Origin of the sequence: Nonlabens sp. Asnod2-A12 (assembly GCF_045063745.1) — a bacterium.
Classification (GTDB): Bacteria; Bacteroidota; Bacteroidia; order Flavobacteriales; family Flavobacteriaceae; genus Nonlabens; species Nonlabens xylanidelens.
This window is the reverse complement of record NZ_JBEFOB010000003.1, coordinates 479011-504166: the sequence shown is the minus strand read 5'-3', so window position 1 is coordinate 504166 and position 25156 is coordinate 479011. Positions and strand designations below refer to the sequence as shown.

The 25156-nt window shown below is 33.8% G+C and carries 27 protein-coding genes and 1 tRNA gene; 9 read left to right on the top strand and 19 right to left on the bottom strand.

Features of this window, described 5'->3' with window-relative positions; all coding sequences use genetic code 11:
* Window positions 1-101: 101 nt before the first annotated feature.
* Window positions 102-686, top strand: coding sequence for an RNA polymerase sigma factor (locus ACJJVJ_RS02420; RefSeq protein WP_104514992.1), 585 nt, complete (start codon window positions 102-104; stop codon window positions 684-686).
* A 74-nt stretch (window positions 687-760) separates the two neighbouring features.
* On the top strand, window positions 761-907 hold the full coding sequence (locus ACJJVJ_RS02415; RefSeq protein WP_405368724.1) for a hypothetical protein: 147 nt from the start codon (window positions 761-763) through the stop codon (window positions 905-907).
* A gap of 549 nt (window positions 908-1456) precedes the next feature.
* Here the strand turns inward: ACJJVJ_RS02415 and ACJJVJ_RS02410 are convergent.
* On the bottom strand, window positions 1457-2668 hold the full coding sequence (locus ACJJVJ_RS02410) for a site-2 protease family protein (RefSeq protein ID WP_405368722.1): 1212 nt from the start codon (window positions 2666-2668) through the stop codon (window positions 1457-1459).
* Window positions 2668-3327, bottom strand: a complete 660-nt coding sequence (gene nth, locus ACJJVJ_RS02405; protein WP_348115789.1) for an endonuclease III — start codon at window positions 3325-3327, stop codon at window positions 2668-2670. Before nth ends, ACJJVJ_RS02410 begins: the two co-directional genes overlap by 1 nt.
* A gap of 37 nt (window positions 3328-3364) precedes the next feature.
* On the opposite strand from nth, the gene bcp reads away from it, so the two are divergent.
* Entirely contained in the window at window positions 3365-3814 is a 450-nt protein-coding gene (bcp, locus tag ACJJVJ_RS02400) for a thioredoxin-dependent thiol peroxidase (protein ID WP_104514989.1), read from the top strand.
* Between the two features lie 98 nt (window positions 3815-3912).
* Here bcp and ACJJVJ_RS02395 read toward each other — a convergent pair whose 3' ends face one another.
* Window positions 3913-5397: a nicotinate-nucleotide adenylyltransferase gene (locus ACJJVJ_RS02395; RefSeq protein WP_104514988.1), complete on the bottom strand. Its 1485-nt coding sequence runs from the start codon at window positions 5395-5397 to the stop codon at window positions 3913-3915.
* An 81-nt stretch (window positions 5398-5478) separates the two neighbouring features.
* Here ACJJVJ_RS02395 and ACJJVJ_RS02390 point away from each other — a divergent pair, with 81 nt between their 5' ends.
* Window positions 5479-6249, top strand: a complete 771-nt coding sequence (locus tag ACJJVJ_RS02390) for an MBL fold metallo-hydrolase (RefSeq protein WP_405368719.1) — start codon at window positions 5479-5481, stop codon at window positions 6247-6249.
* Window positions 6246-6761 carry a hypothetical protein gene (locus tag ACJJVJ_RS02385; protein WP_104514987.1) on the top strand — a complete coding sequence of 172 codons (516 nt, stop codon included), beginning with the start codon at window positions 6246-6248 and terminating at the stop codon, window positions 6759-6761. Before ACJJVJ_RS02390 ends, ACJJVJ_RS02385 begins: the two co-directional genes overlap by 4 nt.
* A 262-nt stretch (window positions 6762-7023) precedes the next feature.
* On the opposite strand, the gene ACJJVJ_RS02380 is transcribed toward ACJJVJ_RS02385, so the two are convergent.
* The 10 genes from ACJJVJ_RS02380 to ACJJVJ_RS02335 form a co-directional block, all read right to left on the bottom strand.
* Window positions 7024-8340: a DEAD/DEAH box helicase gene (locus ACJJVJ_RS02380; protein WP_405368717.1), complete on the bottom strand. Its 1317-nt coding sequence runs from the start codon at window positions 8338-8340 to the stop codon at window positions 7024-7026.
* Window positions 8341-8349: 9 nt separating this feature from the next.
* A complete protein-coding gene (locus ACJJVJ_RS02375) occupies window positions 8350-8946 on the bottom strand; it encodes a hypothetical protein (protein WP_405368715.1) in 597 nt (198 codons plus the stop codon).
* Window positions 8947-8978: 32 nt separating this feature from the next.
* Complete coding sequence (locus ACJJVJ_RS02370; RefSeq protein ID WP_405368713.1) at window positions 8979-9653, bottom strand: alpha/beta hydrolase; 675 nt, start codon at window positions 9651-9653, stop codon at window positions 8979-8981.
* Between the two features lie 5 nt (window positions 9654-9658).
* Entirely contained in the window at window positions 9659-10021 is a 363-nt protein-coding gene (locus tag ACJJVJ_RS02365; protein WP_405368711.1) for a hypothetical protein, read from the bottom strand.
* On the bottom strand, window positions 10014-11264 hold the full coding sequence (locus tag ACJJVJ_RS02360) for a dihydroorotase (protein ID WP_405368709.1): 1251 nt from the start codon (window positions 11262-11264) through the stop codon (window positions 10014-10016). The genes ACJJVJ_RS02365 and ACJJVJ_RS02360 overlap by 8 nt, the downstream gene beginning before the upstream one ends.
* On the bottom strand, window positions 11261-13162 hold the full coding sequence (locus ACJJVJ_RS02355; protein ID WP_405368707.1) for a vWA domain-containing protein: 1902 nt from the start codon (window positions 13160-13162) through the stop codon (window positions 11261-11263). Before ACJJVJ_RS02355 ends, ACJJVJ_RS02360 begins: the two co-directional genes overlap by 4 nt.
* 48 nt (window positions 13163-13210) lie before the next feature.
* Window positions 13211-14413 (bottom strand): ATP-binding protein, encoded by a 1203-nt coding sequence (locus tag ACJJVJ_RS02350; RefSeq protein WP_405368705.1) that lies wholly within the window; start codon window positions 14411-14413, stop codon window positions 13211-13213.
* Window positions 14414-14487: 74 nt separating this feature from the next.
* Window positions 14488-15255, bottom strand: a complete 768-nt coding sequence (locus ACJJVJ_RS02345; RefSeq protein ID WP_405368704.1) for a TIGR02757 family protein — start codon at window positions 15253-15255, stop codon at window positions 14488-14490.
* Window positions 15256-15915, bottom strand: a complete 660-nt coding sequence (locus tag ACJJVJ_RS02340) for an ABC transporter ATP-binding protein (protein WP_405368702.1) — start codon at window positions 15913-15915, stop codon at window positions 15256-15258.
* A 20-nt stretch (window positions 15916-15935) separates the two neighbouring features.
* Window positions 15936-18389 (bottom strand): DUF5916 domain-containing protein, encoded by a 2454-nt coding sequence (locus ACJJVJ_RS02335; protein ID WP_405368700.1) that lies wholly within the window; start codon window positions 18387-18389, stop codon window positions 15936-15938.
* Window positions 18390-18502: 113 nt separating this feature from the next.
* Here ACJJVJ_RS02335 and msrA point away from each other — a divergent pair, with 113 nt between their 5' ends.
* On the top strand, window positions 18503-19030 hold the full coding sequence (msrA, locus tag ACJJVJ_RS02330) for a peptide-methionine (S)-S-oxide reductase MsrA (protein ID WP_405368698.1): 528 nt from the start codon (window positions 18503-18505) through the stop codon (window positions 19028-19030).
* Window positions 19031-19063: 33 nt separating this feature from the next.
* Here msrA and ACJJVJ_RS02325 read toward each other — a convergent pair whose 3' ends face one another.
* The 3 genes from ACJJVJ_RS02325 to ACJJVJ_RS02315 all read right to left on the bottom strand — a co-directional run bounded on the left by ACJJVJ_RS02325 (window position 19064) and on the right by ACJJVJ_RS02315 (window position 20971).
* Window positions 19064-19366, bottom strand: a complete 303-nt coding sequence (locus tag ACJJVJ_RS02325) for a hypothetical protein (protein ID WP_104514975.1) — start codon at window positions 19364-19366, stop codon at window positions 19064-19066.
* Between the two features lie 52 nt (window positions 19367-19418).
* Complete coding sequence (gene folE, locus ACJJVJ_RS02320) at window positions 19419-20018, bottom strand: GTP cyclohydrolase I FolE (RefSeq protein ID WP_104514974.1); 600 nt, start codon at window positions 20016-20018, stop codon at window positions 19419-19421.
* 65 nt (window positions 20019-20083) lie between these two features.
* Window positions 20084-20971 (bottom strand): phosphatase PAP2 family protein, encoded by an 888-nt coding sequence (locus tag ACJJVJ_RS02315; RefSeq protein WP_405368696.1) that lies wholly within the window; start codon window positions 20969-20971, stop codon window positions 20084-20086.
* Between the two features lie 131 nt (window positions 20972-21102).
* On the opposite strand from ACJJVJ_RS02315, the gene ACJJVJ_RS02310 reads away from it, so the two are divergent.
* A tRNA-Arg gene (locus tag ACJJVJ_RS02310) sits at window positions 21103-21176 on the top strand.
* Window positions 21177-21312: 136 nt separating this feature from the next.
* Here the strand turns inward: ACJJVJ_RS02310 and ACJJVJ_RS02305 are convergent.
* The 3 genes from ACJJVJ_RS02305 to ACJJVJ_RS02295 all read right to left on the bottom strand — a co-directional run bounded on the left by ACJJVJ_RS02305 (window position 21313) and on the right by ACJJVJ_RS02295 (window position 23452).
* A complete protein-coding gene (locus ACJJVJ_RS02305) occupies window positions 21313-22104 on the bottom strand; it encodes a chorismate synthase (protein ID WP_405368694.1) in 792 nt (263 codons plus the stop codon).
* 2 nt (window positions 22105-22106) lie between these two features.
* Window positions 22107-22571 (bottom strand): energy transducer TonB, encoded by a 465-nt coding sequence (locus ACJJVJ_RS02300; RefSeq protein WP_405368692.1) that lies wholly within the window; start codon window positions 22569-22571, stop codon window positions 22107-22109.
* Window positions 22572-22681: 110 nt separating this feature from the next.
* Window positions 22682-23452 (bottom strand): tetratricopeptide repeat protein, encoded by a 771-nt coding sequence (locus ACJJVJ_RS02295; protein ID WP_405368690.1) that lies wholly within the window; start codon window positions 23450-23452, stop codon window positions 22682-22684.
* Window positions 23453-23523: 71 nt separating this feature from the next.
* On the opposite strand from ACJJVJ_RS02295, the gene aroC reads away from it, so the two are divergent.
* The gene (gene aroC, locus ACJJVJ_RS02290) at window positions 23524-24588 is read left to right on the top strand and encodes a chorismate synthase (protein WP_405368688.1); all 1065 of its coding nucleotides are present in this window, start codon (window positions 23524-23526) and stop codon (window positions 24586-24588) included.
* A gap of 1 nt (window position 24589) precedes the next feature.
* Window positions 24590-25102 (top strand): hypothetical protein, encoded by a 513-nt coding sequence (locus ACJJVJ_RS02285; protein ID WP_405368686.1) that lies wholly within the window; start codon window positions 24590-24592, stop codon window positions 25100-25102.
* Window positions 25103-25156: the final 54 nt, after the last annotated feature.

Below are 25156 nucleotides of genomic sequence, written 5' to 3'. Positions count from 1 at the left end.
TTTATCCCGGTAACAATTTCTAAACATACTGCTTATACTATAACACTACTTTAAAAAATCTGATCTAAGGCTCTATCTGAGGTCACTTAAGTTGTTATAATATGAAATTAGAAAATGTACAAGATGCTGCGTTGGTAAGGCAGTATATGGAAGGTAATGAAAAGGGATTAGAAACTCTTATCGTACGTCACAAGCAAAGAATATACAGTTTTATTTTTTCTAAAGTAATGGATCGCGACATTACTGAAGATATATTTCAAGATACATTTATAAAAGTAATACGTACCCTTAAAAAAGGTAAGTACAATGAAGAAGGTAAATTTCTTCCTTGGGTGATGCGTATTGCGCATAATCTAGTCATCGACCATTTCCGTCGCAATAAACGCATGCCTAAATTTCAATCTCGTAATGACTTTGATATTTTTGATGTAATAAGCGATGGAGAAGAGAGCATGGAATTTGACATGATTACCAGTCAGGTACATGAAGACGTAAGACGTCTGGTAGAAGAACTGCCAGAAGATCAAAAAGAAGTACTTACCATGCGCATCTTTAAAGAGATGTCCTTTAAAGAAATAGCGGCCTCTACAGACGTGAGTATCAACACAGCCTTAGGGAGAATGCGATATGCGTTAATTAACTTACGTAAAGTTATTGATAAGCATAATATCGTATTAACAAGATAATTAACATTTTCTGGTCATTTCTTATAATATAGTTTTGAAAAGTGCGTTTAATTCAAAAATAAACTTACTTGCACATGGCAAAACTTTACAATGAATCATTACCTGAACCAGTGAAACCAACAGGACCCAAAAAAGAAACTATCAACTTTTTACTCAGTTTCTCCAAAGCATTAAATGTTACTCAATACAAGAATATGACGTTTGAGACATTTAACAACTAGCATTATGAGCCTAGTGCTAGCTTTTGTTTTAAAAACAGAAAAATCCATTTTCAATTTTTTGAAAGTGGATTTTTTTATTTGTCGTGTTTTCGCTTTCGCGAAAGTGAGGTAGGTAATTGCTTTGTAGGTATATATCTATATACCAAACATCCAACTCTTATTTTCTCTAAATGAAAACGATAGTTTAGGCATTGCATTTAATTTTACTATAGCTAGTGATTATGATTTTCCCTTGAGGGAAATGCCGATAGGCAAAGGGTGTTTTTTTTCACCAAAATTTAATTTAAATATTGGAAACACCCCATTCTTATTTTTCCTCGTAGTGAAAACGGTGGTTTTGGCATTACATTTACCTTTTACTATAGCTAGAGATTATGATTTTCCCTTGAGGGAAATGCCGATAGGCAAAGGGTGTTTTTTTTCTTTTTAGATCATATCGACAAATTAAATAGACTGCTGCAGGAGAATTTTACTTTTAAGTTGGTAAAGAGATGATAGGTGACTTTGATTTTACTTTGATCATAGAGATAGGAGAGCGCTAGTTTAGGACTATTTATTATTGTCAAATTGATTTACTCTACATTTCGCTTGTTCAAACAATATTTCTATGTCAAAGTTCATATGTTCCTTATTTTTCTCAATAAATGTTAGATACATTTTTGAATTATTGAAGTGTTTCTTATAGTAATTTACTTCGTACAAGCAAGTAGCTGCACTTAAAGTAGCTGAGTTTGTGTAATCCTTATTAAAGTTACTTTTAACGATAGATTCAACATCTTTGTAATTGCCTAGAGAAAGTAAAACTTGACTCCTCGTTCCTTTAATATAAGTGTTTTCAGAAGTTATATTAATGGCAAGTTTAGAATATTCATCTGCTTTTGTTGATTCATCATTAATTAAGTGAAACCAAGCAAGTGCATTGTAAAATAAAGCTTTTTGCAAGTCATTTTCTATTTCCGTAATATTTGATTTGTTTTCTTCTAAGATTTCAATTGCTGTATCAATTTCTTTAAGATTAAAATATGCTATTGATCTGTTTAAATTGAAGATAGCGTCATTCTTGTATTTTGCTAGATGTAAATTGTACAGCTCTAATGCTTCTTTAAATTTATTTGTTGCCAACAATTCTTGAGCATCTAAAAGTTGAATATATTCATTTATGGCACCTAGATCTTTAGGTCTTTTATTGAAAATCACTTGAATTATACTTAGCCCATCAGAACTAGTTTCACCAATTAAACTATTTGATGAAATCGGAATTAGATTTATTACAGCTAGTATGAAATTAGAAAGAGCAAATAAATGCCATATGCTCACATCAATTAAATATTCTGGAAATTTGAATCCGTAGAAGAATAAAATAATCGCGGTTATAATTAAATTGATGCCCGGACCACCAAAAGCATAAATCACATTCTTTATTTTGTAAAAATCAAGATTTTTATATACCGATAAAACAATCCCAGAGTTTAAATTTGAATTCAGTTGATACATTACTCCAGATCTATTAAATCTTAAAACTTCATGACCTCGCCCTAATATAAGTCTCTTAGGAGTTAAGTTAACCATATAAGCCGCTAATAGGTGACCTAGTTCATGAATAACAATACCTATTTTATAAAATACCAGTAATAAAATAACAAAAACAATCACCTTTCCGATATCTTCCTGACCATGTTGATACCAGATTAAACTTATTCCAAAAGCTAAGAAGACTAAATATACTTTGGGAAAGAAAGTGAAAAATATGTTTTTATACATCACTTCTTCAACTTCTTATAATACTCATCAAGAACAGTCTTTCTACCAACAGTTTTTGTGATGATATCTTTTTCTAGATCCCAACCGCGAGCGGGACTATATTCACGACCGTACCAGATAATTTGGAGATGTAGGTCGTTCCATACTTCTTCTGGGAAGAGACGTTTAGCATCTTTTTCTGTTTGGACTACGTTTTTACCGTTCGTAAGATTCCAGCGGTACATTAATCGGTGAATGTGTGTGTCTACTGGAAATGTAGGGATCCCAAAGGATTGTGCCATAACAACAGCTGCAGTTTTATGTCCTACTGCAGGGAATTCTTCTAGCTCTTCATAAGTTCTAGGTACTATACCATTGTGTTTATCAATTAAAATTTGAGACAGTCCATGTATGCCTTTTGCTTTCATAGGTGATAGTCCTACTGGTTTTATGATCTCACGTATCTCGTCGACAGATAATTTTACCATATCATAAGGATTATCTGCACGGTCAAATAGGAGTGGAGTTATTTGATTAACACGTACATCTGTACTTTGAGCACTCATTAAAACCGCTATTAATAAGGTATAAGGGCTCGTGTGATCTAGCGGTATAGGAATTTCTGGATATAACTCTGCTAATTTATTTATGATAAATTCAACTTTTTCTGATTTGTTCATTCCTATCTTTATGCTTTAATTCATTCAAAAATACGATATGACTTCATTAAAAGTAGGAGATAAGGCTCCAGATTTTTCGGTTATTAATCAAGATGAGAAAACAGTTTCTTTGTCTGACTTCTCAGGTAAGAAATTGGTTTTATTCTTCTACCCTAAAGCAAGTACGCCAGGTTGCACGGCCGAGGCGTGTAATTTAAGGGATAATGTAGATCGTTTTCGCGCAAGCGGTTATGAAATACTAGGAGCAAGTGCAGACAGTCCTAAGAGACAGAAGAATTTTCAAACTAAATATGAACTACCCTATGACCTTCTTGCAGACGAAGATCACAAGTTGTTAAACGCATTTCAAGTTTGGGGACCTAAAAAGTTTATGGGTAAAGAATACGACGGTATTCACCGCACTACTTTTGTTATTGATGAAAATGGCGTGATTACCGATGTGATAGGTAAAGTGAAAACTAAAGATCACGCAGCTCAGATTTTATAAGGCTAATAACTTATTAATGTAGTTTCATTAAAATAATAAAACCCCAAATAGTTGAATTTCATCAACCATTTGGGGTTTATATTTAAAAGTTACTTGTACTATAAAGGTGCGTCTTCTACGTGAGAGTCGGTATCTTTATGAGAAGTTACTTTATTGTTGCAGCCAAAGAGGTTCTCTTTTTCCATCAATGCTGGTATACCTTCAGGAAGCATTTCTTTCCATCCGTCTTCATTTGCATCTATCATGCGCAATACTTCTCTAGAGAATATGTGAAGTATTTCAGGATTGTAGTCTTCTAGATCTTTAAGTTTACCGTTGTATTTAAAGAACTTATAAAGTTCCTTCATACGTGGGTGTACTTTTAGATTTTCACTGGTAGTAAGTTCGCCAGTTTCTTTATCTAGCATAGGGTATAAGTATACTCTCAGGTCTTTAAAGAATAGTTTTCCAAAGGCCTCTAGAATACCACCACTTAAATGAGTGTAGTATTTTGTATCAAATATTTCTACTAGATTATTAACACCCATTACCAGTCCTATACGTGCTTTTGTATAGTTATTAAAGTATTCTACTAGCTTATAGTATTCCTTAAAGTTAGATATCATAACTGTTTGTCCTAGAGAACATAACAATTCTGCTCTGTGCATGAAATCTTCTTCATCTATTTCTCCTTGAGACCTTAAGTTAGAAAGAGTAATTTCAAAAATGGTTTCTACATTTTCTTCTTTTACAGTTCCAGATTTTAAGAATCTGCGACGTGCGGTTTCAAACATATCCATGTTCACCTTAGTCACCGGGCGGAAACTACCACGCAACGCCAGTACATTCTTTTTATAAAGAATACGCGCACTTAAAATATTATTACCATCTGGGCCGAACATTACCGCCTCTGTCATACCGTGTTTAAGAAGTTGTAAACTCATTAAACGATTATCAACTTGCTTAAATCGTGGGCCAGAAAAGTTAATCATATCTATCTCAATCTTATCCTTATCGATATGATCGTATAAATATTCTAATAATTTTCTAGGGTTATCGTGCTTATAAAAAGCACCATATATAAGGTTAGTACCTAAAATACCTAGTGTTATTTGTTGTAGACGTGCATCACGTTCTTTAAAACGAACATGAAGAATAATCTCAGAATACTCTTCTTCTGGAGAGGCTTGGAATCTTATTCCTACCCATCCGTGACCTAAATAACGCTTTGCAAAATCTATAGTTGCTACCGTATTTGCATAGGTAAAGAATAATTTTTCTGGATGTTTTTCTCTCGATAGTCTTTCTTCTATAAGATTAGACTCGTGTTGTAACATCTTCTTTAAACGAGATTCTGTTACATAACGGCCGTCATCTTGTACACCATAAATGGAGTCAGAAAAGTCCTTATCATAAGCACTCATCGCTTTTGCAATAGTACCAGAGGCACCACCAGCTCTAAAAAACTGTCGTACGGTTTCCTGTCCAGCGCCTATTTCAGCAAAGGTTCCGTAAATGTTACGGTTCAGGTTAATTCTTAAAACTTTATTCTTTATAGACGGAACTGATTCAAAATCATGATCTCCTGGTAAGGTAATTCCCATTATATATCTTTTGCTGTTCTCACAAAGGTAGCAAACAGCCGTACTTAAATGAAAAAATATCAATACTTTTATAAAACAATTATGGAAGTAAAAATTACGGTTTTAGGAACAGGTACTTCACAAGGTATTCCTGTTATAGGTAGCTCACATCCAGTGTGTTTAAGTAATGATTCTAAGGACAAGCGTCTTAGGGTAAGTGCGATGGTAGAGGTAAATGATAAACGATTTATAATAGATTGTGGTCCAGATTTCCGTCAGCAAATGCTTACTCAAGGTATTTCTAGTATAGACGCACTGCTTTTTACTCATGAACATGCAGACCATACCGCTGGGCTAGATGATTTAAGACCTTTTTATTTTAGACAAGGTAATTTACAATGCCACATGACAGCACGCGTTCATAAAGCGTTGCAAGAGCGTTTCAGTTATATTTTTACTACGGTAAATAAATATCCAGGTGTAGCAACCCTAGATGTTCATGAATTTGAAAATGAGCCTTTCCTTATAGATGGTATTCAGGTAACGCCAGTTCTTGCAGACCATGGATATATACCTGTTCATGGATTTAGAATAGGCAATTTTGCTTACATGACAGATGTTAAGACTATCGCTCAAGGCGAAAAAGCGAAACTTAAAAATCTAGACGTTCTTATTCTCAATATGTTGAGAGAAGAAGAGCATGCAACACATCTTAATCTAGAAGAAGCATTAGAATTAGTAAGGGAATTGCAACCTAAACGTACTTACTTTACACACATAAGCCATCACTTAGGTTTTCATGAAGAAGTAGAGAAAACACTTCCTGAAAATGTATTTTTGGCATACGATAACCTTCAAATTATATCACATTGAAAAAAAGCATTTATTTATACCTGTTCATCTTTGCGTCACTTATAGCACTAGTTATCTATGTAAATGGTAGAAAGTATCAAGAAAAACTAGAAAGTCAAGTAAAAAGTCTGAGAACTGAGGTTTATAAAAAAGACCAAGCTAGAAAAGAAGCAGAGTCTGTACCGTACAAAGTAGATTATGAGAATTCTGTTTTTTCTCTTAAAGGAAACCCAGAAGCTGAGAATTACTTATACAACATAGGACTTACACCAGAAGAGGTGGAATATATAATAGGTGAAGAGCTTTTAGATCTAAACGTAAAACCTAATGGCAACCCTTTGGTACCATATGAAGGACAAGGTCGTGGTTTTAGAATTATAGACACAAAATTTATCAATCATAAATGGGTACTGGCTAACTTTACTGATAACGATCGCTGGGGTGATGTGCTTATACGCTACGACTTTGACGTAGATAAAAATGTAACCATGGAAACGGTATCTTCAGTTTTGTATGATAGAAATAGGAAGTAGGTAGGTATTTAAAATCCATTTATGAATTACAGACTTTTACAGATACTTTTTATTCTATTCAGTTTGTATTTTTTTTACGCTACTTATAAGGGATTACCATCGATACTCGATAATTTCTTACGTCTTTTTAGAATCAAAAAAAGAATTGTAGCACTAGATAGATTCCACAATGGATTTATGGGAGTGTTTTTAATTGTTTTGACTTACTATTTACAAATCCGTTTTCTCAGTACTAATTAAATATGGTTATCTATTAGATCTTTTAAACCAGCCTATAAATACGCACTTTACGCTTCTTAATTTTAGAATTATTTAGATCTTGACAAAGTTGGTATGCTTTTTCAAAAGGAACGGCTACAAAAGCACAGTCCTGTTTCAACTCGATATTACCCAACTCATTTTTATCTAGATTACCTTGTTTAAAGAATAAACCTGCAATATCTCCTTTTGATATTTTATCCTTTCTACCACCAGAAATAAATAGGGTTTCCCATTTTTGTACTTGGTCTACTTTTAAGCGTTCTGAATATTCTAATGGAGTACTATTTTCTATGTAATCTGGTAGTTTATATTTCTTATTGTGTAAGATATAAGCGGTACCGTCTGCATGCATTCTAGCGGTACGACCGTTTCTATGTGTAAACTCTTCTTTGTGAAAAGGCAATTCAAAGTGGATAATAAAATCTAATTCTGGTACATCGATACCACGAGCCGCAAGATCTGTTGCTAGTAATAACTGGTGCGTACCATTTCTAAATTTTATCAAAGCACGTTCACGGTCTCTTTGCTCTAGACCACCATAAAATACAGAGTGAGATATGTTTTTTCCATTAAGAAATTCGCTTACCTCTTCAATAGAATCCTTAAAATTGCAGAATATAATACCGTTACCTTTATTAGTACGAGCAATGATTTGTTCTAGATTTAAGAATCTATTTTTAGAATCAGATGCTAGAGTTTTAATTTGTAGAACACTATCGGTTTTCTTTTCAAATTTTAAAACCTGTGGATCTTGTAGACCGACAAATGAAGGTACCTCAGCTTTAAAAGTTGCAGAAGTTAATATGTTACGCCCTATATGAGGTAGTGCGTATACTATTTCTTTCATCTCTTTTTCAAAACCGGTCTCAAGAGATTTATCAAATTCGTCTAGAATCAACGTTTTGATAAAAGATGGGTCGAAAGTCTCACGTCGTAAATGGTCGGCTATTCTACCAGGAGTTCCTACTAGAATGGCAGGAGTATGTGATAAATCTTCTCTGTCCTTTGCTCCAGCACGGCCTCCATAGATAGCATTTGCTTTATAACCAGTTCCCATTTCTCTTATAACTTGCTCTATTTGTATAGCAAGCTCACGAGAAGGTACCAGAATTAAGGCTTGTACTTCTGTAATCGATGGATTTAATAACTCTATAACTGGCAGTAAAAACGCTAGGGTTTTTCCAGTACCAGTAGGAGAGATAATCACAGTATCTCTGTGGTTTGTGATTGCGCTATGCGCCTGTTGCTGCATATCGTTAAGTGAAACAATTCCTAATTTATCTAGAATTTGCTGACGTGATTTTATGGAATTGTTCATTGTTAAATTTTAAAAATTGTTTTCTTTTTCAATGGGGTTTTCTGTAGCTTCCTTTTCAGAACGTTCTTGATATTCAAGCATTCCTAGATCATCTTGCCCGGTTGCAAAGAAAAGTAAGTCAATAAAAATGCCCCAATATTTACCCCAAAGGGTCTTAGGTTTCCATTCAGTTCTTAAGACGCGATTATTTTCTAGTTCTTTTTCAATTTGAAATATATGGTCCCAATTCTTAATATGTATCCTGCCTATCGTTTTGTATTTTAAAAACTTTTTAGCTTTTAATTCAATTTCTGTTTTTTGTTTATCGAACTTCCTTTTTCTAATTGAGTACTTTAAATCAGAATATTTAATGGTAATTGATTTTTTTTCTCTAATTACAATTTCGGTATCGGTAAAATTCAATTCAGATATGATATGCTTTTCTTTATTTAAATAAGAAAAATCAAATAATAAATTAATTATTATAGGAATTGAAATTATAAGTTTGAAGATAAGATGCCATTCAGGATATTTAAAAATAAATATTAAAAGGCTTATACCTAATACGATATAGATAACCCATTTTAATTTATCATTTTTATTTCCTGTTGCTTTAAATTCGGTCATCTCAATATCTCATTGCTTTTAGTAATTATCACTTAACTTTTCAAAATTCTAGTTTCGAGCCACTCCTTCATGTCATAGAAATTATCTCTAGAAACACCGTGACCTATTGGGTAGTCTTTAAAAACATATTCCGCACCTATTTCCTCCATAAGCAATGGTGCTTTTTTTGCCCATTCATAAGGCACAACTTGATCTACGGTTCCATGTGATATGAAATAGTTGGTTTTGATCTCGCTTTCGCGAAAGCGTACTCCTAATCCATCTCTACCTGCAATAATATCTTCATTAATATAACCACTCATCGCCACAACATTGCGGAATAAGCCTGGTTGGGAAAGGCTGAGTCCATAAGAAAGTATCGCGCCCTGACTAAAGCCTAACACGTTCATATTATTAGGGTCGATAGAGTAGGTTGTTTTTAATTCTTCTAGAAAAGTATTGATTTTCATCATGCTCTCTCTAGCCTGATCGTTATCACTAAATTTACCACCAGCAGCGTCAAAATTAATGGCATACCACGCGGCGCCTTGTGGTTGCATGTCATATGGTGCGCGTGCAGATACTATAAAAATATCTTCACTTATCTCTGGCGCAAATGAGAATAGATCTTCTTCATTACTACCATAACCATGAAGTAGTAGGAGTAAAGGAGCGTTTTCTTTGCGTGCAGGACGTGTGATATGTTGTAAAGTAAGAGAAGTATTCACTGTTTTTATTTAATAAAGTTGAACCATTCTTGGAAGTACTTTCCTATGTATGGTAATAAATCTTGTTGATTGCGCAATGCGCTTACTAGACCTAATAGTGCTAGTAAAACCATCATGGTTATGATAATTAACGGTAGTAATAGTTGGTCTTCTGGTATGGCTCCAGAAAATACAGAAATGATTACTGCAATAATCCCTATACCGAACATTTGTCTAATATGAAAGCTGGTAAATTTGTTTCCTTTATTGTAATTAAGAATAACGGCAATTCCGAAAACGGCAACGAATACTATAAAATGAATGTATAGAAATATAGCGCTGGCATAAGCTAGTATCGCTAGATTTTTTGCTGGTGGGTTTTTACTCATTCCAGAGGGCTTTTTTATTATTGATAATTCCTATTACTTTTCCTTTCATAGTTTTACCTAAAAAAGCCGAGTTTTTTGATGTAGATATAATGTTGCTTTTTTCAAAGGTATAACTCGTATCTGGTTCAAAAATAGTAAGGTTTGCTATCTGTCCTTCTTCTATTTGTGGTCTATTTTGATTAAAGACCGCATAACCGTTAGTTAATAATTCTACAGCTTTATCTGTGGCAATTAAGTTATTTAAAGCGCCAAAGGCACTTTCCATTCCAATTGTACCTGCAGTTGCTCTATCAAATTCTAGATCTTTATGTTCTATAGTTAGCGGCATGTGGTCGCTGGTCACTACATCTATCACGTCAGAATTAAGGAATTTCTGTAGTTGCTTTACTTCTTTATCATCTCTTAGTGGTGGTTGTAATTTGAAGTTGGCATCAAAGCTTTCTAATTCATTACTGGATAAAGTAAGATGATGTATGGAAACACTACAGCTTACATTTTTAGAAGACTTTTTATATTCCTTGATTAGTTTTAAACCTTCGGTAGTACTTACGGTAGGGATGTGCAATCTACCTTTTGTATAGGCTGCTATTCTCAAATCTCGGGCTATTTGTAACTCTTCGGCTAGACTGGGCATGGATTTGAGACCTAGGTTGGTACTTACTAAGTCTTCATTTACCATTCCTTTTCCAGCAATGTCTTTATTTTGAGGATAAGACTGTACGACACCGTTAAAAGAAGAAGTGTATTGAAGTCCTACTTTAAGAAGATTTGCATTAGTCACCTCATGTTTGTAGTCATAAAATGAAACGGCTCCTGCTTTTTGCATATCATACAATTCTGCAAGGTGTTCTCCATCTTGATGAAGTGTAAAAGACCCTACAGGTAAAATGCTCACTGCTTGATTTGCCGTAACATTTTTTAAATACATGACACCAGATTGATCTTGTGGATTAGGCTGATTGTTTGGGTTGAGCATTATAGTTGTAAAACCACCTGCAGCGGCAGCCTTGATACCATTTTTGAGTGTCTGTCTTTCTTCAAATCCTGGTTCTCCTAAACTCACACTAGTATCTATCCATCCTATAGAAAGATGTAGGTTGTCTTTTTGAATGATTTTTGCGTCACTATTTTCTATAGACGATGCTATTTTTTCAATCTTACCATTTTTGATAAGGACATCTCGCTTTTTACCATTTAGGGTAGAAGTAGCGTCTATAATTGTAGCGTTCTTTAATAATATCATTTTACAAACTTTAATATCAATAGTTCACAAATAAGGAAGAATAATGCTCCCATAACAAAGTATTTCCACAAGGAAAGAATATTCTCTTCTTGATTGAGCTTATACAGCAAATCGTCTATAGATTCTGATAGGTTGTTACCTAAATCTGCATCAGAGTAATATTTTAGTTCATTTTCTGCCCTAGCTGTGTTAAAACTTAAGGTAGAAATGTTTTCATTTTTAACCGTCACATTGTAATTACCAGAAAGTGATAGTTCTTTACCAGCGGTAAGTAAAACATAATTATCATACGCTTGCTGTCTAGGTATGATTTGAGTAGACTCATTAGAAAGATTCAAAATATCATCTTGATTAACAGCGATATTAATAGCAATCTCATTATTATTATCTAGTTCATAGTACAGTTGTGGGACTGGTAACGCGTTAATAGCCATGTTGTAAAAAACAGGAACAATAAGTGGAGAGTTTTGAAAATTACTGTTCTCTACATTTAAGCTAGTAGTAAATACATAAGTATTTTGATTTTTATATAAAAAGCTACTGCCATCTCCATACTTTAAAATAGGGTCTAGTGCGTTAGTACTTTTTAGGACACTATTTACATTAGGATATTGAAAGTTAGATATACGTTTATTAAAAACACCTTTAAATAATGGATGATTAAAATTAATGGTGGTTATTTTTTTTGAAATCTCATTAAACTCTATACCAGGTAAACCTATAGAAGTATAATTAGCCGTTGCTTTATCTGACGGTATTAGTACTAGATAGCCACCTTTGTTAGTTAATGAGTTGATCTCTTTACTTAGACTAGCTGGTACATTGATTACTTCATTAAGAATAACGATGTTCTGTTCTTTAATTAAATTATAGTTGATATCTCTTTCCTTAACACTGGTGTAATCAAATTGCTCATCACTATACAGTCTGTCTAAAAAATTAGAGTCGGCACCATTGATGCTCAATACCTTGATTTTCTTTTTAGGACCGGTGCTTATAAAAAGTTCATTATCAAATGTAAGACCTTGATCTTCTAGATATATTCTTCCTGTAATAGGCTCATTAGCTTCAATTTCAAAAATCACAGTCCCTTTATTATTTTCTAATACGGTAGATGTTTTTGCTAGTAGAATGTTATTGTTATCTAGAGATACGGTAACTGGTTGCTCTATTTTATAATTAGATCTAAGGTCTACTTGTATTTTAATACTGTTACTAGCCTGGCTAACTATAAATGCAGTGTCTATAGAAATATTATTGATTTCTTGAGGTTCTAATTTAACCAGTTCTCTTTTTACATTTTTAAGTGTGTCAGGAAAATCAGTTGCCGTACTGTTTTGAAAATCAGATATAAGAATTATTTCCTTGACCGCGTTTTTATCGTCTAGTAAAGAAGCAGCCTTAAGCTGTATTTGATCAAATGAAAGGACAGTGCTAGAGTAGTTGTTACTAAGCAACTCGTTAGTAATTTGCTGTCTGTTAGTATGTGCAAATACCTTATCATTAGTAAAAAGTGTAAAGACTTTGTCTGCAGGTAATTTTTCTAATAGCTGGCTGGTTGCATTTTTATATAACTCTCCATTTTTTCCATTTAACTGCATGGAGTAGGAGTTATCTAGGTAGATAGCAGTCTGTTTTTCTTGTGTAGCAGTTTTACTACCAGGTAAAAAAGGTTGGGCAAATGCTATAACTATACAAGCAACAGCAGCACATCTAGCTAGTAAAGTAAGCCATTTTTTAAGTTGACGACTTTTTCTAGTCTGAGAAATAAGCGGTTTAAGAAAAGCAACATTAGTAAAAGAGACTTTACTGAATTTTCTCAGTTGAAAAAGATGAACAATAATAGGAACTATTAGAAAAAATAGGCCGTAAAGAATTATTGGGTTTTTAAATAACATCTATAGAAATTGCAATATCAAAGATACTGCCTTTGCTTAAAAAAGCCTCTATTTTCTTACGGTAAATATAAAGGTAGTTCCACAGTTAATTTGAGAATCACATTTAATAACACCGCCTAGTTTATCGACTAGTAATTTAACAGTAGAAAGCCCTATACCATTACCTTTTTTACCACTACGGTCTGTTTTATTAAGAGTAGTGAATAATTTAAAGATGTCTTTTTGCTTATCCTTAGGAATCCCTATACCGTTATCCTTTACAGCAACACGATAATATTTAGGCGTTTCTGTAGCTAGAATTTGAATTTTTATAAGGTCACTGTTGTTGTACTTAATACTATTGCCTATAAGGTTAAGAAGTATTTGTTCTATGGCAGCACTATTACTATATATAACCAGATTATCTTCTGGAAATACTATTTGAATATCATCTTTACGACCTAGCAACTCTTCTACTTTTTCAATAATGGAGTAAATATCAAATTGATCTTTTTCTTCTATAGCTAGTTGATCACTTTCATAATGGCTCAATATATTATCTACATAATGACTCATAGAAAAAGCAGAGTCTTTTATCGTTTTCAAATATCGCTTACCATCTGCATCTAAAATATCGCTGTATTTATGAGACATCACATCACTAGTAAGTATCATATTTGCAAGTGGCATTTTCATGTCGTGAGAAACTACGTGAGCAAAATTTCTAAGCATCTCGTTATTCTCTTCTAATAATCGAGTTTTTTCTGAGAGATCAGTATTGCGTTTGTTGAGTTCTAGCTGTCTCATAACCAGATCTGCTATCATGATTAAGGACTGTTTTTGAGAATCATCTAGACTATGAGGTTTATCATCTAGAACGCAAAGAGTACCTAGTGGTAAGTTGTTGCTATCTTTAAGTTGTACACCGGCATAAAATTTAACTCCATTTTCTACATTAACATAAGGATGGTCTTTAAAATCTTTATGTTTACTAGCGTCTTCTATGTAAAAAAAGTTATCGTCATCCATACTTGTGGCATGAGAGCAGAAACTTAATTCTCTAGGAGTACTGTCTAATTTTAAACCATTTTGTGATTTAAACCACACCTCGTTTTTATCTACTATAGAGATAAGGCTTTTAGGTACCTTAGTAAGTTTACAGGCTAGTTCGGTTAATTCGTCCAGTACTTTTTCACGATCTGTTTCTATATGAAACGACTCCAAATATGCAATACGTTCATCTTCTTTAGGATGTAAAGGAGCAGTTACCATATGATTAGATTAAACAGATTCCATCAAAGTTAGTCTTATTAATTAAAAATATGATGAAAATAAATTCTTTTTTCCTACAATTCTTTAAATGCTCCTAGGCCGAATAATGCAAAATCATATTTTATAGGATCTACTGGATCAAACTTGCGCAATACTTTATCTAACTCTGCGACAGATTTTGCGTCGTTTTGTTTGCGTTTCAATAACTTGAGTTTACGAGCTACATTACCAGTGTGTACATCTAGTGGTAATGAAAGTGCGCTCATAGGTATAGAATCCCAGATCCCAAAATCAACACCTGCGTTATCTTTTCTAACCATCCATCTCAGGTACATGTTGATCCTTTTTGCACTGCTATTTTTCATGGGATCACTCACGTGTTTTTGTGTACGTTGCAAATGATCTACCTCAAAGAAGATGGTTTTAAATTGTGAGATGGCTTTTTGTAAATTGTTTTGTTCTAGATACGCTTTCGCGAAAGCGTGCTCTAAACCATCATACTTACTCTCAATATGTTGTAGAGATCGCATAAAGGTCTTGCAGTCCTCACTATTAAAAGTGCGGTGGACAAAACCGTCAAATCTATCGAGATCATTTTCTTCATGATTCTTTATAAAATCTGCTGGAGAATGATCCATCAATTCCATCAATTTGTTAGAATTGTTGATTATGGATTTACGATTTCCCCATGCGATGGTAGCGACTAAAAAGCCAGCAATTTCTATATCTTTCTTATCGGTAAAAAGATGAGGAATTTGAATAGGATCGTGCGGTATAAAATCTGGCGTGTTGTATTGCTCGACTTTTATATCTAGAAATTCTTTAAGTTCTTTACGATTCATTTATAAAAATTTACCATCGCTCATTACTAGTTTACGATCTGCAAGGTTTGCAAGTTCATCGTTATGTGTGACGATTACAAAAGTCTGATTAAATTCTTCTCTCAGTTGAAATATGAGTTGGTGAAGATCATTTGCAGTTGCACTGTCTAGATTACCTGTAGGCTCGTCTGCAAAAATAACTTTAGGATTATTGATCAACGCTCTAGCTACTGCCACGCGTTGTTGTTCACCACCAGAAAGTGCTCCAGGTTTATGATTAAATCTATCAGATAGTTTTAAATAGGATAGAAGTTCTTTGGCTCTTTTCTCTGCGGCAGCCTTATCGGTATTTGCTATATATGCTGGAATGCATACGTTCTCCAATGCCGTAAACTCTGGTAATAATTGATGAAATTGAAATATAAAGCCTAGAGAATTATTTCTAAATTTACTGAGTTGTTTTCCTTTTAATTTTATAATGTCAGTGCCGTCTATTTCTAGGCTACTACCTGGTTTAAAATCTGGTTGTTCTAGTGTACCTAATATGTGCAGTAGTGTTGTTTTACCTGCACCAGAGCTACCTACAACACTAGCTATCTCTCCTGTTTTTATCTCTAGATCTACACCTTTTAATACTTGTAAATCTCCAAAACTTTTATAAATCTGTGTTGCTTTAATCATAAGTACAAAGTAATGGATTTTTATGCTTTAAACCATTTTTTTGCATTATTAAAGTCTAAGAAATACGTAACTCTCAACGATACATTATTTCTAGTAGGTTGCTTTAATAAATCGTCTAGACTTTCTTGATAAGAAATGGTTCCTTGATCATTTTGATTAAAGATACTATTGCGGTATAATAATGTAGCTTCACTACCAGGTGCAAATCTCCAAGAATAGGATAGATCTAGATTCCAAATATTAAAATTTGCATCTGGATTTACACCTTCGTCTAGAGCATAATCGCTTTCTTCACTTGTACCGTCTGATTGTAGTTCTAGAAAATCACGATTAAATCTAGCCTTAGACCAGAAATTTCTAAAAGAAAGACTCAATGCTTGCTTGTTATTAAAGTTATACGTCCCTGAAATTCTATTTTCCACAGAGTGTGTGTTTCTTCTACTCATTATGGCCTGATCGTTATCTATGGTTACATAGCTTAATCTATTATCGCTCTTATCCCAATTAAAATTATAGATAAGTAAAAATTTGTCAGAGAATCTATACCTAGGACTTAGATCAAAATCATAACTGTGTTCTAGGTCGTTAAATCTTTTAAATCTAGATATGCTCATATCTAGTGCGAGTTTCTTACGATAATCTGTAGAGATAAAACCGCTTGTATAGTAAGAAGAATTATAACGCACAATTTGATCTGGAATTCTAGATTCAAATTGATTTAAATTTCTAGTTGTAATATCAAATGTAGCACCGAAGGCAAGACGCTCACGTGTGAAAAAGAAAGGGTTAAAGGTAAGCTGACTGTTTAAATGTAAATCTGGACTGGCCTGTCTACGGTGTCTAACTCTCGTTCTTAATTCATATCTGTTAAAAATACCTTGTGGGGTAAATTGAACGTAATCTAGATTCCCTGCAAAAATGCTAGAGTTGGTTTCAAAGTTTATACCTAGGTCGTTAGGATCCCAGTTTTTACCGGTATAATAATAACCTAAAAAGGGCCTCCATTTACCAGTTGTGCGTTCCCATGTAGCTTGAGCTTGATAACCTGTATCTGTTCCGGTAGGTGTAAAACGATTGCTCATTTTTAACTCAGTACCATAATTATTTGCTGCTTTTTTATCGTTGTGATTTAGGACAATAGCGGTCACGTTTGCATCAGTAAAACTTCCATTTCTTATGGTGCTCGCATTAGCTAGAGAGATAGAGCTATTTGCACTGAACTGTTGGTCCAGTACTAACATGTTATAGTTAGTAAGCGCCTCTGTTACCACTTTACGAGTAGTACCGTCGAGATCGTTGTTTACTATGGCTTCAGTTTTTTCGGTAATGGCATTTAGAAAACCTACACCTAGTCTACCTTTAGTTCTTCCTGTAATTTTGATAGCGTTAAGCAATTGTGCTTTACTAGGGTTTTCAACCACAGACTCATCTTCTTGTAAATTTAGATTGCCAGATCCACTAGGTCTTTTTCCTATTCTACGTGAGAAGAATATGCCTCCTTTATTAAAAAGGTCTGTACCTTCATTAAAAAATGCTCTGTTCTCCCCAAAGGCTTGTTCAAATGGTCCTAAATTAAGCCTTACCTGATCAAACGCAACCTGTCCAAAGTCAGGGATAAGTGTCGCATCTAGGGTAAAGGCATCATTTATACCGTATTTAAGGTCCATTCCAGCGCTGTATTCTGTGGTAGAATTACCATCAAAATTATCGTGAATAATAGAAGCATAAGGATACAAGTTTAACCTCAACGGCGGATCGATTTTTTCTACACCAGTAAGTAAAGCATCATATTGTGTGCCTACACCTTTTGTTATGTCTAGAAAGTTATAAGTGTATTCTTCATTAATAGAACGTATTTTTCTAAATATTTGAAAACTCCAGTTTTGAATATCTACCTCTGGAAAACGTAGGGTGCGATAAGGGATTTTCATTTCTACATACCATCCACGTTCATTAATACTCGTTTCTGATTGAAAAACTACGTTGTAACTAAAATCCTCACGATCTCCCTCGGCAATGGCATCACCTAGAGCGTTTGCACTAGTTGCATAAAACCTAGTCTGGTTAATCTGATTGTTATAGGTATTTATAAAGAATCCAAAAAGGTCTGCTTGTGCGTTTACATCATCTCTTTGAGAGAACTGTCTCGCAATATTTTGTGCATCATTATCATATAAAAAGCCAGCAACATATAAAGCGTTATCATCGTAGGCTATTTTAAACTCTGTCTTATGAGTATCTCTTTCCTTTAAACCATTAGTAGGTTCTGTCATTATAAAATTATTTCCTACAGGAATAGGGTCCCAAAAACTTTCAAATGGATTCCCATCAATAACAGGTGTAGTTGTAACCCTTGTGGCATGGTACGTTTTTCTCTTAACTACTAGAGAGTCTGAGGTTGCTGTAGATGATTGCGCTTTCGCGAAAGCGGAATAAAAAAGGATTGCAAAGAAAAAATAATGAATTTTACTCATAAAATTTAAACAAAAAGCAAATCTAAGGACTACAAAAAATGAATTCATTAAAGACTTGTTAATTAAAGTAAAAATTGAGCTCTCGGTTGTAAATTGTAAATAAAAAAAGGATGATGGAAAAAGCGATTTTAGCAGGTGGATGTTTTTGGTGTACCGAAGCCGTTTTTCAAAGAGTGAAAGGAGTGGAGCAGGTGCGATCTGGTTTTTGTGGTGGTTTTATTAAAAACCCTCCATATAGAGAGGTGATGCAGGGAAGAACTGGTCATGCAGAGGCTATTGAAATAACTTATAACAATGATATAGTTTCATTTAAAGAATTATTACAAGTATTTATGGCTACTCATGATCCTACTACTTTAAATAGGCAACAATATGATGTAGGTACACAATATAGAAGTGCTATTCTATATGTAAATGAAGAGCAAGAGAAAATAGCTAAAGAGCTGGTTAGAGAACTCGATGCATCTTCTACATTTGACGATCCTATTGTTACTGAAATAGCACCTGCAACTGAGTTTTATCTAGCCGAAGAAGGGCATAATGATTATTACAATAATAATCGTGATCAACGATACTGTCAGGTGATTATAGATCCTAAGATTAAGAAATTAATGGATGGCTTTAAAGAGCTCGCAGTGTAAAATAAAAAAAAGCTCCTTTATGGAGCTTTTTTTTTATGAATGATCTACATCTATGACGTTTTCTTCTTTTTCTACACCTGATTTGATCAGGTAAGTATAACACCACATTATGGTAAATGATGGAATCACGTCCATACCTGGCATTAATTCTTCTATGGTTGTAAGTACCCCAGCTGTTACTCCAGATTTACCTGGATATAATTTGGTCATTAAATAACCTGCAATGGGTGCCCAACCTAAATCCAGTATTTCAGTAAACCCTAGTGGTACAGATGCCATACCAATTAGGTCTAATACAATACTAGCAATTAATTTTGAACGTTTTGATTGAAACATATATTTGAATTTAATACTAGTGTATAGTCAAATAACGTTCCAAAAAGAGGTTTTAGTGTAATTTTGAGCTAATTAGGTTCATAAACTCGCTACGTGTTTCTACTTTTTCAAATTGGCCTCTGAAACCACTAGTGGTGGTAACGCTGTTTTGTTTTTGTACGCCGCGCATCATCATACACATATGAGAAGCTTCTATAACTACAGCTACTCCTTGCGGCTTTAATGTTTTATCTATGCACTCTAATATGTCGTGAGTAAGTCTTTCTTGAACTTGTAATCTACGTGCAAACACGTCTACTATACGAGGTATCTTAGAAAGCCCTACGATATGTCCATTAGGTATATAAGCGATGTGTGCTTTACCAAAGAAAGGCAGCATGTGGTGCTCGCATAAAGAATATAACTCTATATCTTTAATGATTACCATGTCGTTGTAATCCTCTGCAAACATAGCTCCTTTAAGGATTTCAGCTGGGTCTATATCATAACCAGACGTTAGAAACTGCATTGCTTTGGCAGCTCTTTCTGGAGTTTTAACAAGCCCTTCTCGAGTTACATCTTCTCCTATTTCTTTAATAACGTCGCGATACTTGTCCTGAATCTCTTCGGTGATCTTAATGTTATACTCTTCAAAAACTCTATATGGCGCCATAATATTGATATATGATTCAAAGTTAATCCAAAATCGTTTAACTAAATAATTGAGATGTTAAACGTTTAAAAATTTAAAGTTACACCTAAAGTGTTCGTGGTGGCTGTTATGTTAAACACCATTTTTTTTGGATTCTGGCCAGTTTTACCTGTACCGTACCTTTTCTCACCATAACCATTTCTAGTATCTAAGTACCTGTCTACAGCTTCTACAGTAGCAATAGTAATAGCCATACTAAGAACTACGTCTGTTAAAAAGTGTGCTCCTGCCCATAATCTAGATACTGGCGATATGAGACCTACCGTATAAATACCAGCTTTTACAAATGGATTATCAAAATGTTTTGCTAGGGCATAAGCTGTGGTAAATGCAAGTACAGTGTGCCCAGATGGAAATGATCTAAAACCAGACTCTCCTGAAAATGGTCTAAATTCATTTCTCCCTAGATCCGTTTCTGGTCTAGCTCTTCCTGTTAATGTCTTTAATATTTGTTGTAAAAGTCCACCAGCTGTTGCGCTAGATATCATTAAGACACCAGTACGTCTCCATTCTGGGTCTTTAGTTATTAATCCGTAAGCATAAATACCAGCAGTAACACCATAATTGTTTTGCGGACTACCAAAATACCAACCAAAATCTTTGATCAATTCTGGTACATCCTTTTCTTGTCTTCTAAAATAATCGCTGGACTCATTATCAAATGTATAAAGACCACCAACTAATAATCCAGTGGCTCCAGCTCTATAGAAGTCATTTTTTTGCCAATTAAAAGGTCTCAGATAAGAGTAACCAACACCATTAAGTGCATTAAGACCATCGTATTTAAGTAATTGCCATGTATTCATTTCTTCTACATCTACAGCTGTATAAGAATCTGGCTTGAAATTTTGCGAATAAAGACTGGAAACAGCCAATAATAGCACTAACGTAAAAATATTTTTCAAAAAATTCATAGATGCAAAATTAAGTAATTCAAGTAGTTATTAACCTATGCGAATTAAGTCATTTTTATTTTTCATTTTTATTGTTGCACTTTATAAAATAGTATTATATTTGCAACCGCTTAGAGATAATTTAAGCATTAGGGCTCGTAGCTCAGCTGGATAGAGCACCTCCCTTCTAAGGAGGCGGTCATAGGTTCGAATCCTATCGGGCTCACAAAAACGTTCTTACTTAATTGTAAGGACGTTTTTTGCTTTATATCAATTTCCTACTTAATCTTTTCTTATAAAGCATAAAAAAAGTGCTTTTGTCTTTTATCGACAAAAGCACTTTTTTATAAAAATTAACTGATTTATTGAACTGTGTAAGTCGTTAAATTTTGAGTTGTTAAAATACTAGCACTTTGTGGTACTGGTAACGTAAGACCTAAAGTTGAATAATCTCTTAATTCATAATCTAGTTGATTATCTGATTTTATTAAACCTATGTCCTTTGACCAGTAATTATCTACAACTATAACGTCTTGAGGATCTAATAAAGGTACTTGTTGAGTAAAATTACCTATTGTTACATCTGTAGATATTGTTGCGTTGATAATAAGTTGTGAGTGTATAATATCGCTATAAGTAACACCTTCTACTACCATTTGAGCTACATCTGCCTGTTGTACAGTTCTAACTTGATACGTGATATCTAGATCATAAACATCTACTGTTTGTGAGGTAGTACCAGTTGTTGAGAACAGCTCAGTGTTAACGTTTGCATTTTGATCATATAAGGTACCATTTACAATAGCTACATTAAAATTACTTAAACCTTGTAAGCCGAAGTCAATGTTTCCATTGCCTATTAAAGTACCGTTTTCATCCTTTAAAGCTCCACCACTTAAAATACGTGTCATGAATCCTGCAGGATCAGTGGGATCTGATGTAAGTGTGAACTCTGTACCAGAGACTGTCTCTACCGTAAGGGATTCGTTAGAAGGTGTGTCTGTACCTGTTGTTATTTCAAAATCCCATGTATTTGTAACAGACAGTGGAAAATAATTAAAGTCTGTGTTAGTCATGTTGCCGTCATTATCATCGCTAGAATCACATGATATGAAAGCTATTAAGCAAAAAGCAAATAGGATTTTGTTGAACATAATTAGTTGTTTTGAACTTTATTAGGATTAGGAGCTGAGATGGGGAAGTCTAGTTTTGAAGCAAACTCTACTGGTACACTATAACTTACCGTTACTGCTTTACCATTTTTCATAGCAGGCTTTAAAGTAGGCAACATGTTTAAAACACGACTCATTTCTTTTTTCAAAATGTCTTGAGTAGACACAGAAGAAATACCTTCTATACGACCTTCTTCATTTATTGAAAATTGAGATACAACTCGTTGCTTTCCTAAAAGGTTACTTTGTTTAGCAAGATCTTTATTAATGTTTTTATTGATAAAACTTGTAATGCTAGTTGAAAAACAGTTTTTAGAATCTTCTATTTTACAGTTATCAAATAATGGTGCTTGATCAACGTTGTCGATCGATAATGCTTCTAAGGATGAGCTTTGAGCATAACCTATTGATCCTACTAGAAGCGTTGCGATTATAAGTATTTTTTTCATTTTCTATTATTTTTTTTCAAATATATTAGATTTAGCAAGCATTAAGTTAAAAGTAGTGTAGCTTTTATTTCATGTGGTTTTCATCCTAATTTATTAACTGTTTATCTTAATTAATAAGGTGCGTAGGTCACTGGTATGCTATATGGCACCGACACAGGTTCTCCTTTTTGTAAACCAGGTATCATTTTAGGGATGCTATAAACGACTCTTTTTGCTTCCAAAGCTAAGAATTTGTTAGAACCTCGTGCTCTTACGTGTGATATTATACCTTCTTCATTAACCGAGTATAGTACATAGGTTCTTGTTCTTTTTTGGACTCCAAATTGTTTTCCTATAGAACTGTCATAATTCCTACTTATGTGTCTTTGTAATGTGCGATTAGTACATCGTTGAATTTCTGTATTTGTAGTATCTGGACAACTTTCAAACCTAGGTTGTTTTTCTATCACTTGAAAATCTTCAATATTTATAGGTTTATCATCATGGTTGCTTTCTTTTTCATCTTCTTCCATCTTTGATTTTTTATAAGCTTCTTCTTCATAAGTTAGGTCTAGAAGTATTTGTGCTTTTTTAGAGTAAGAGGAATAAGTGGTATTTATGTCTAAAACCTTTTGATAATAAGTTCTAGCGTCTTCAGTTTTACCATAAGCGTGTAAGATAAAACCTCTTAGGTAATACAATTCTTCTAATTCTGTTGGGTTATTTTCTTGAATGGCTTTGTCTATAAGATCTGTACCTAAATCAACTTCTCCTGAAGATAAAGCCATTTTTGCCTTTGAATAATTAGAAAATACAACCTCATTTACTGTTGCTACTTTTTTAGATTTACAAGACGGTAGTAGAAGTATCGCAGCGACAATTATAAATAGAATGTTTTTCATAAAGATATTTTACATGTAAAATTGAATGTTACCTACAAAGCTAATGCTATTGATGCATTATATTTGCTCACATGGCAGGAAATACCTTTGGTAAAAACTTTACCGTTACAACATATGGAGAATCACATGGCGCTGCAATAGGTGGTGTTATAGATGGTTGCCCAGCAGGAATAGATATAGATCTAGAAGCAATTCAATACGATCTAGATAGACGCAAACCAGGACAAAGTAAAATTGTTACACAACGCAAAGAAAGCGATACGGTGCAGTTTTATTCGGGAATATTTGAAGGGAAAACTACAGGAACTCCTATAGGTTTTCAGATTGTAAATGAGAACCAAAAATCAAAAGACTATTCCCATATAAAAGATACTTTTAGACCTAGTCATGCAGATAAGGTGTATGAAGATAAATATGGACATCGTGATTATCGCGGTGGTGGTCGCAGCAGTGCTAGAGAAACGGCTAGTAGAGTAGTAGCAGGTGCTATCGCAAAACAAATGCTTTCACAAATTAAAGTGACAGCTTTTACTAGTAGTGTAGGTGATATTTTTATTGATAAACCTTATCAAGCACTTGACTTTTCAGAAATTGAAAACAATATCGTACGCTGTGCAGACCCAGTTACTGCAAAAGCTATGGAAGAAAGAATACTCCAAATAAGAAAAGAAGGAGATACCATAGGTGGTACTATAACTTGCGTTGTGCAAGGAGTACCGGCAGGATTAGGAGAACCAGCCTTTGATAAACTACATGCAGATTTAGGAAAAGCGATGCTATCCATAAATGCGGTAAAAGGTTTTGAGTACGGTAGTGGTTTTTGCGGTGCAAAAATGAAAGGTAGTGAGCATAACGACCTCTATAATACAGACGGTACGACCAAAACTAATTTAAGTGGTGGTATACAAGGTGGTATTTCTAATGGTATGGACATCTATTTTAGAGTAGCTTTTAAACCAGTAGCAACTATTATGCAATCACAAGAAACCATTAATTCTAATGGTGATATAGTAGAGATGCAAGGTAAAGGTAGGCACGACCCATGTGTGGTGCCTAGAGCTGTAGTTATTGTAGAAGCTATGGCAGCCTTAGTTCTTGCAGATCATTTTTTGAGAGCACGTACATCAAAAATTTAATATGTCGGTACGAGATTTATTTAGATTAGTATTTAAAAGTATAGGGGTAGTAAGTTTATTCTACGTGTTTATCAGTTTGTTTTCATTAGTATTTCCTATTATAGAAAGTGAAAACACAATGAGTATTTTATTAATGGCTGCATCCTTATTGTTAGTCAGTATAGCTATTTACTTTGTTTTTTTTGTGTTTGTAGACCAGCTTATAACTGTTTTAAAATTGGATAAAGGTTTTGATACTACACAGATCACACTAGGAGCTGTGAAAACAGAAAAAATATTTGAAGTGATTTTGTTCACTTTGGGAATGATGAATATCATTGATGTACTTCCAGATTTCTTGCATTGGGTATTTAAAAAGTTTCAAAGTGATGTTTCCCACAGCACTAACGATTTATATTTAAACGACTTTTATTCAGGATCAGTCACTTATGACATTACCTATGATATTTTTTATTTACTCATAGGACTACTCGTTATTTTGCTTAGAAAGCAGATAATCAAATTGTTAGATTAAGATAGTTTTAGTTTCGCTTTCGCGAAAGCGGAAACACCACAAAAACTTTAAGTA

Coding starts and splice junctions, on each gene's coding strand:
- nth (WP_348115789.1), bottom strand. CDS start 3,327: ATGAACAAATCAGAAAAAGTTGAATTTATCATAAATAAATTAGCAGAG.
- ACJJVJ_RS02300 (WP_405368692.1), bottom strand. CDS start 22,571: ATGAAAAAAATACTTATAATCGCAACGCTTCTAGTAGGATCAATAGGT.
- ACJJVJ_RS02350 (WP_405368705.1), bottom strand. CDS start 14,413: ATGGTAACTGCTCCTTTACATCCTAAAGAAGATGAACGTATTGCATAT.
- ACJJVJ_RS02315 (WP_405368696.1), bottom strand. CDS start 20,971: ATGAATTTTTTGAAAAATATTTTTACGTTAGTGCTATTATTGGCTGTT.
- ACJJVJ_RS02375 (WP_405368715.1), bottom strand. CDS start 8,946: ATGACCGAATTTAAAGCAACAGGAAATAAAAATGATAAATTAAAATGG.
- ACJJVJ_RS02410 (WP_405368722.1), bottom strand. CDS start 2,668: ATGTATAAAAACATATTTTTCACTTTCTTTCCCAAAGTATATTTAGTC.
- ACJJVJ_RS02325 (WP_104514975.1), bottom strand. CDS start 19,366: ATGTTTCAATCAAAACGTTCAAAATTAATTGCTAGTATTGTATTAGAC.
- aroC (WP_405368688.1), top strand. CDS start 23,524: ATGGCAGGAAATACCTTTGGTAAAAACTTTACCGTTACAACATATGGA.
- ACJJVJ_RS02355 (WP_405368707.1), bottom strand. CDS start 13,162: ATGTTATTTAAAAACCCAATAATTCTTTACGGCCTATTTTTTCTAATA.
- ACJJVJ_RS02420 (WP_104514992.1), top strand. CDS start 102: ATGAAATTAGAAAATGTACAAGATGCTGCGTTGGTAAGGCAGTATATG.
- ACJJVJ_RS02295 (WP_405368690.1), bottom strand. CDS start 23,452: ATGAAAAACATTCTATTTATAATTGTCGCTGCGATACTTCTACTACCG.
- ACJJVJ_RS02285 (WP_405368686.1), top strand. CDS start 24,590: ATGTCGGTACGAGATTTATTTAGATTAGTATTTAAAAGTATAGGGGTA.
- ACJJVJ_RS02360 (WP_405368709.1), bottom strand. CDS start 11,264: ATGATATTATTAAAGAACGCTACAATTATAGACGCTACTTCTACCCTA.
- ACJJVJ_RS02380 (WP_405368717.1), bottom strand. CDS start 8,340: ATGAACAATTCCATAAAATCACGTCAGCAAATTCTAGATAAATTAGGA.
- ACJJVJ_RS02340 (WP_405368702.1), bottom strand. CDS start 15,915: ATGATTAAAGCAACACAGATTTATAAAAGTTTTGGAGATTTACAAGTA.
- ACJJVJ_RS02345 (WP_405368704.1), bottom strand. CDS start 15,255: ATGAATCGTAAAGAACTTAAAGAATTTCTAGATATAAAAGTCGAGCAA.
- ACJJVJ_RS02390 (WP_405368719.1), top strand. CDS start 5,479: ATGGAAGTAAAAATTACGGTTTTAGGAACAGGTACTTCACAAGGTATT.
- folE (WP_104514974.1), bottom strand. CDS start 20,018: ATGGCGCCATATAGAGTTTTTGAAGAGTATAACATTAAGATCACCGAA.
- bcp (WP_104514989.1), top strand. CDS start 3,365: ATGACTTCATTAAAAGTAGGAGATAAGGCTCCAGATTTTTCGGTTATT.
- ACJJVJ_RS02415 (WP_405368724.1), top strand. CDS start 761: ATGGCAAAACTTTACAATGAATCATTACCTGAACCAGTGAAACCAACA.
- ACJJVJ_RS02395 (WP_104514988.1), bottom strand. CDS start 5,397: ATGGGAATTACCTTACCAGGAGATCATGATTTTGAATCAGTTCCGTCT.
- msrA (WP_405368698.1), top strand. CDS start 18,503: ATGGAAAAAGCGATTTTAGCAGGTGGATGTTTTTGGTGTACCGAAGCC.
- ACJJVJ_RS02335 (WP_405368700.1), bottom strand. CDS start 18,389: ATGAGTAAAATTCATTATTTTTTCTTTGCAATCCTTTTTTATTCCGCT.
- ACJJVJ_RS02365 (WP_405368711.1), bottom strand. CDS start 10,021: ATGAGTAAAAACCCACCAGCAAAAAATCTAGCGATACTAGCTTATGCC.
- ACJJVJ_RS02305 (WP_405368694.1), bottom strand. CDS start 22,104: ATGTTCAACAAAATCCTATTTGCTTTTTGCTTAATAGCTTTCATATCA.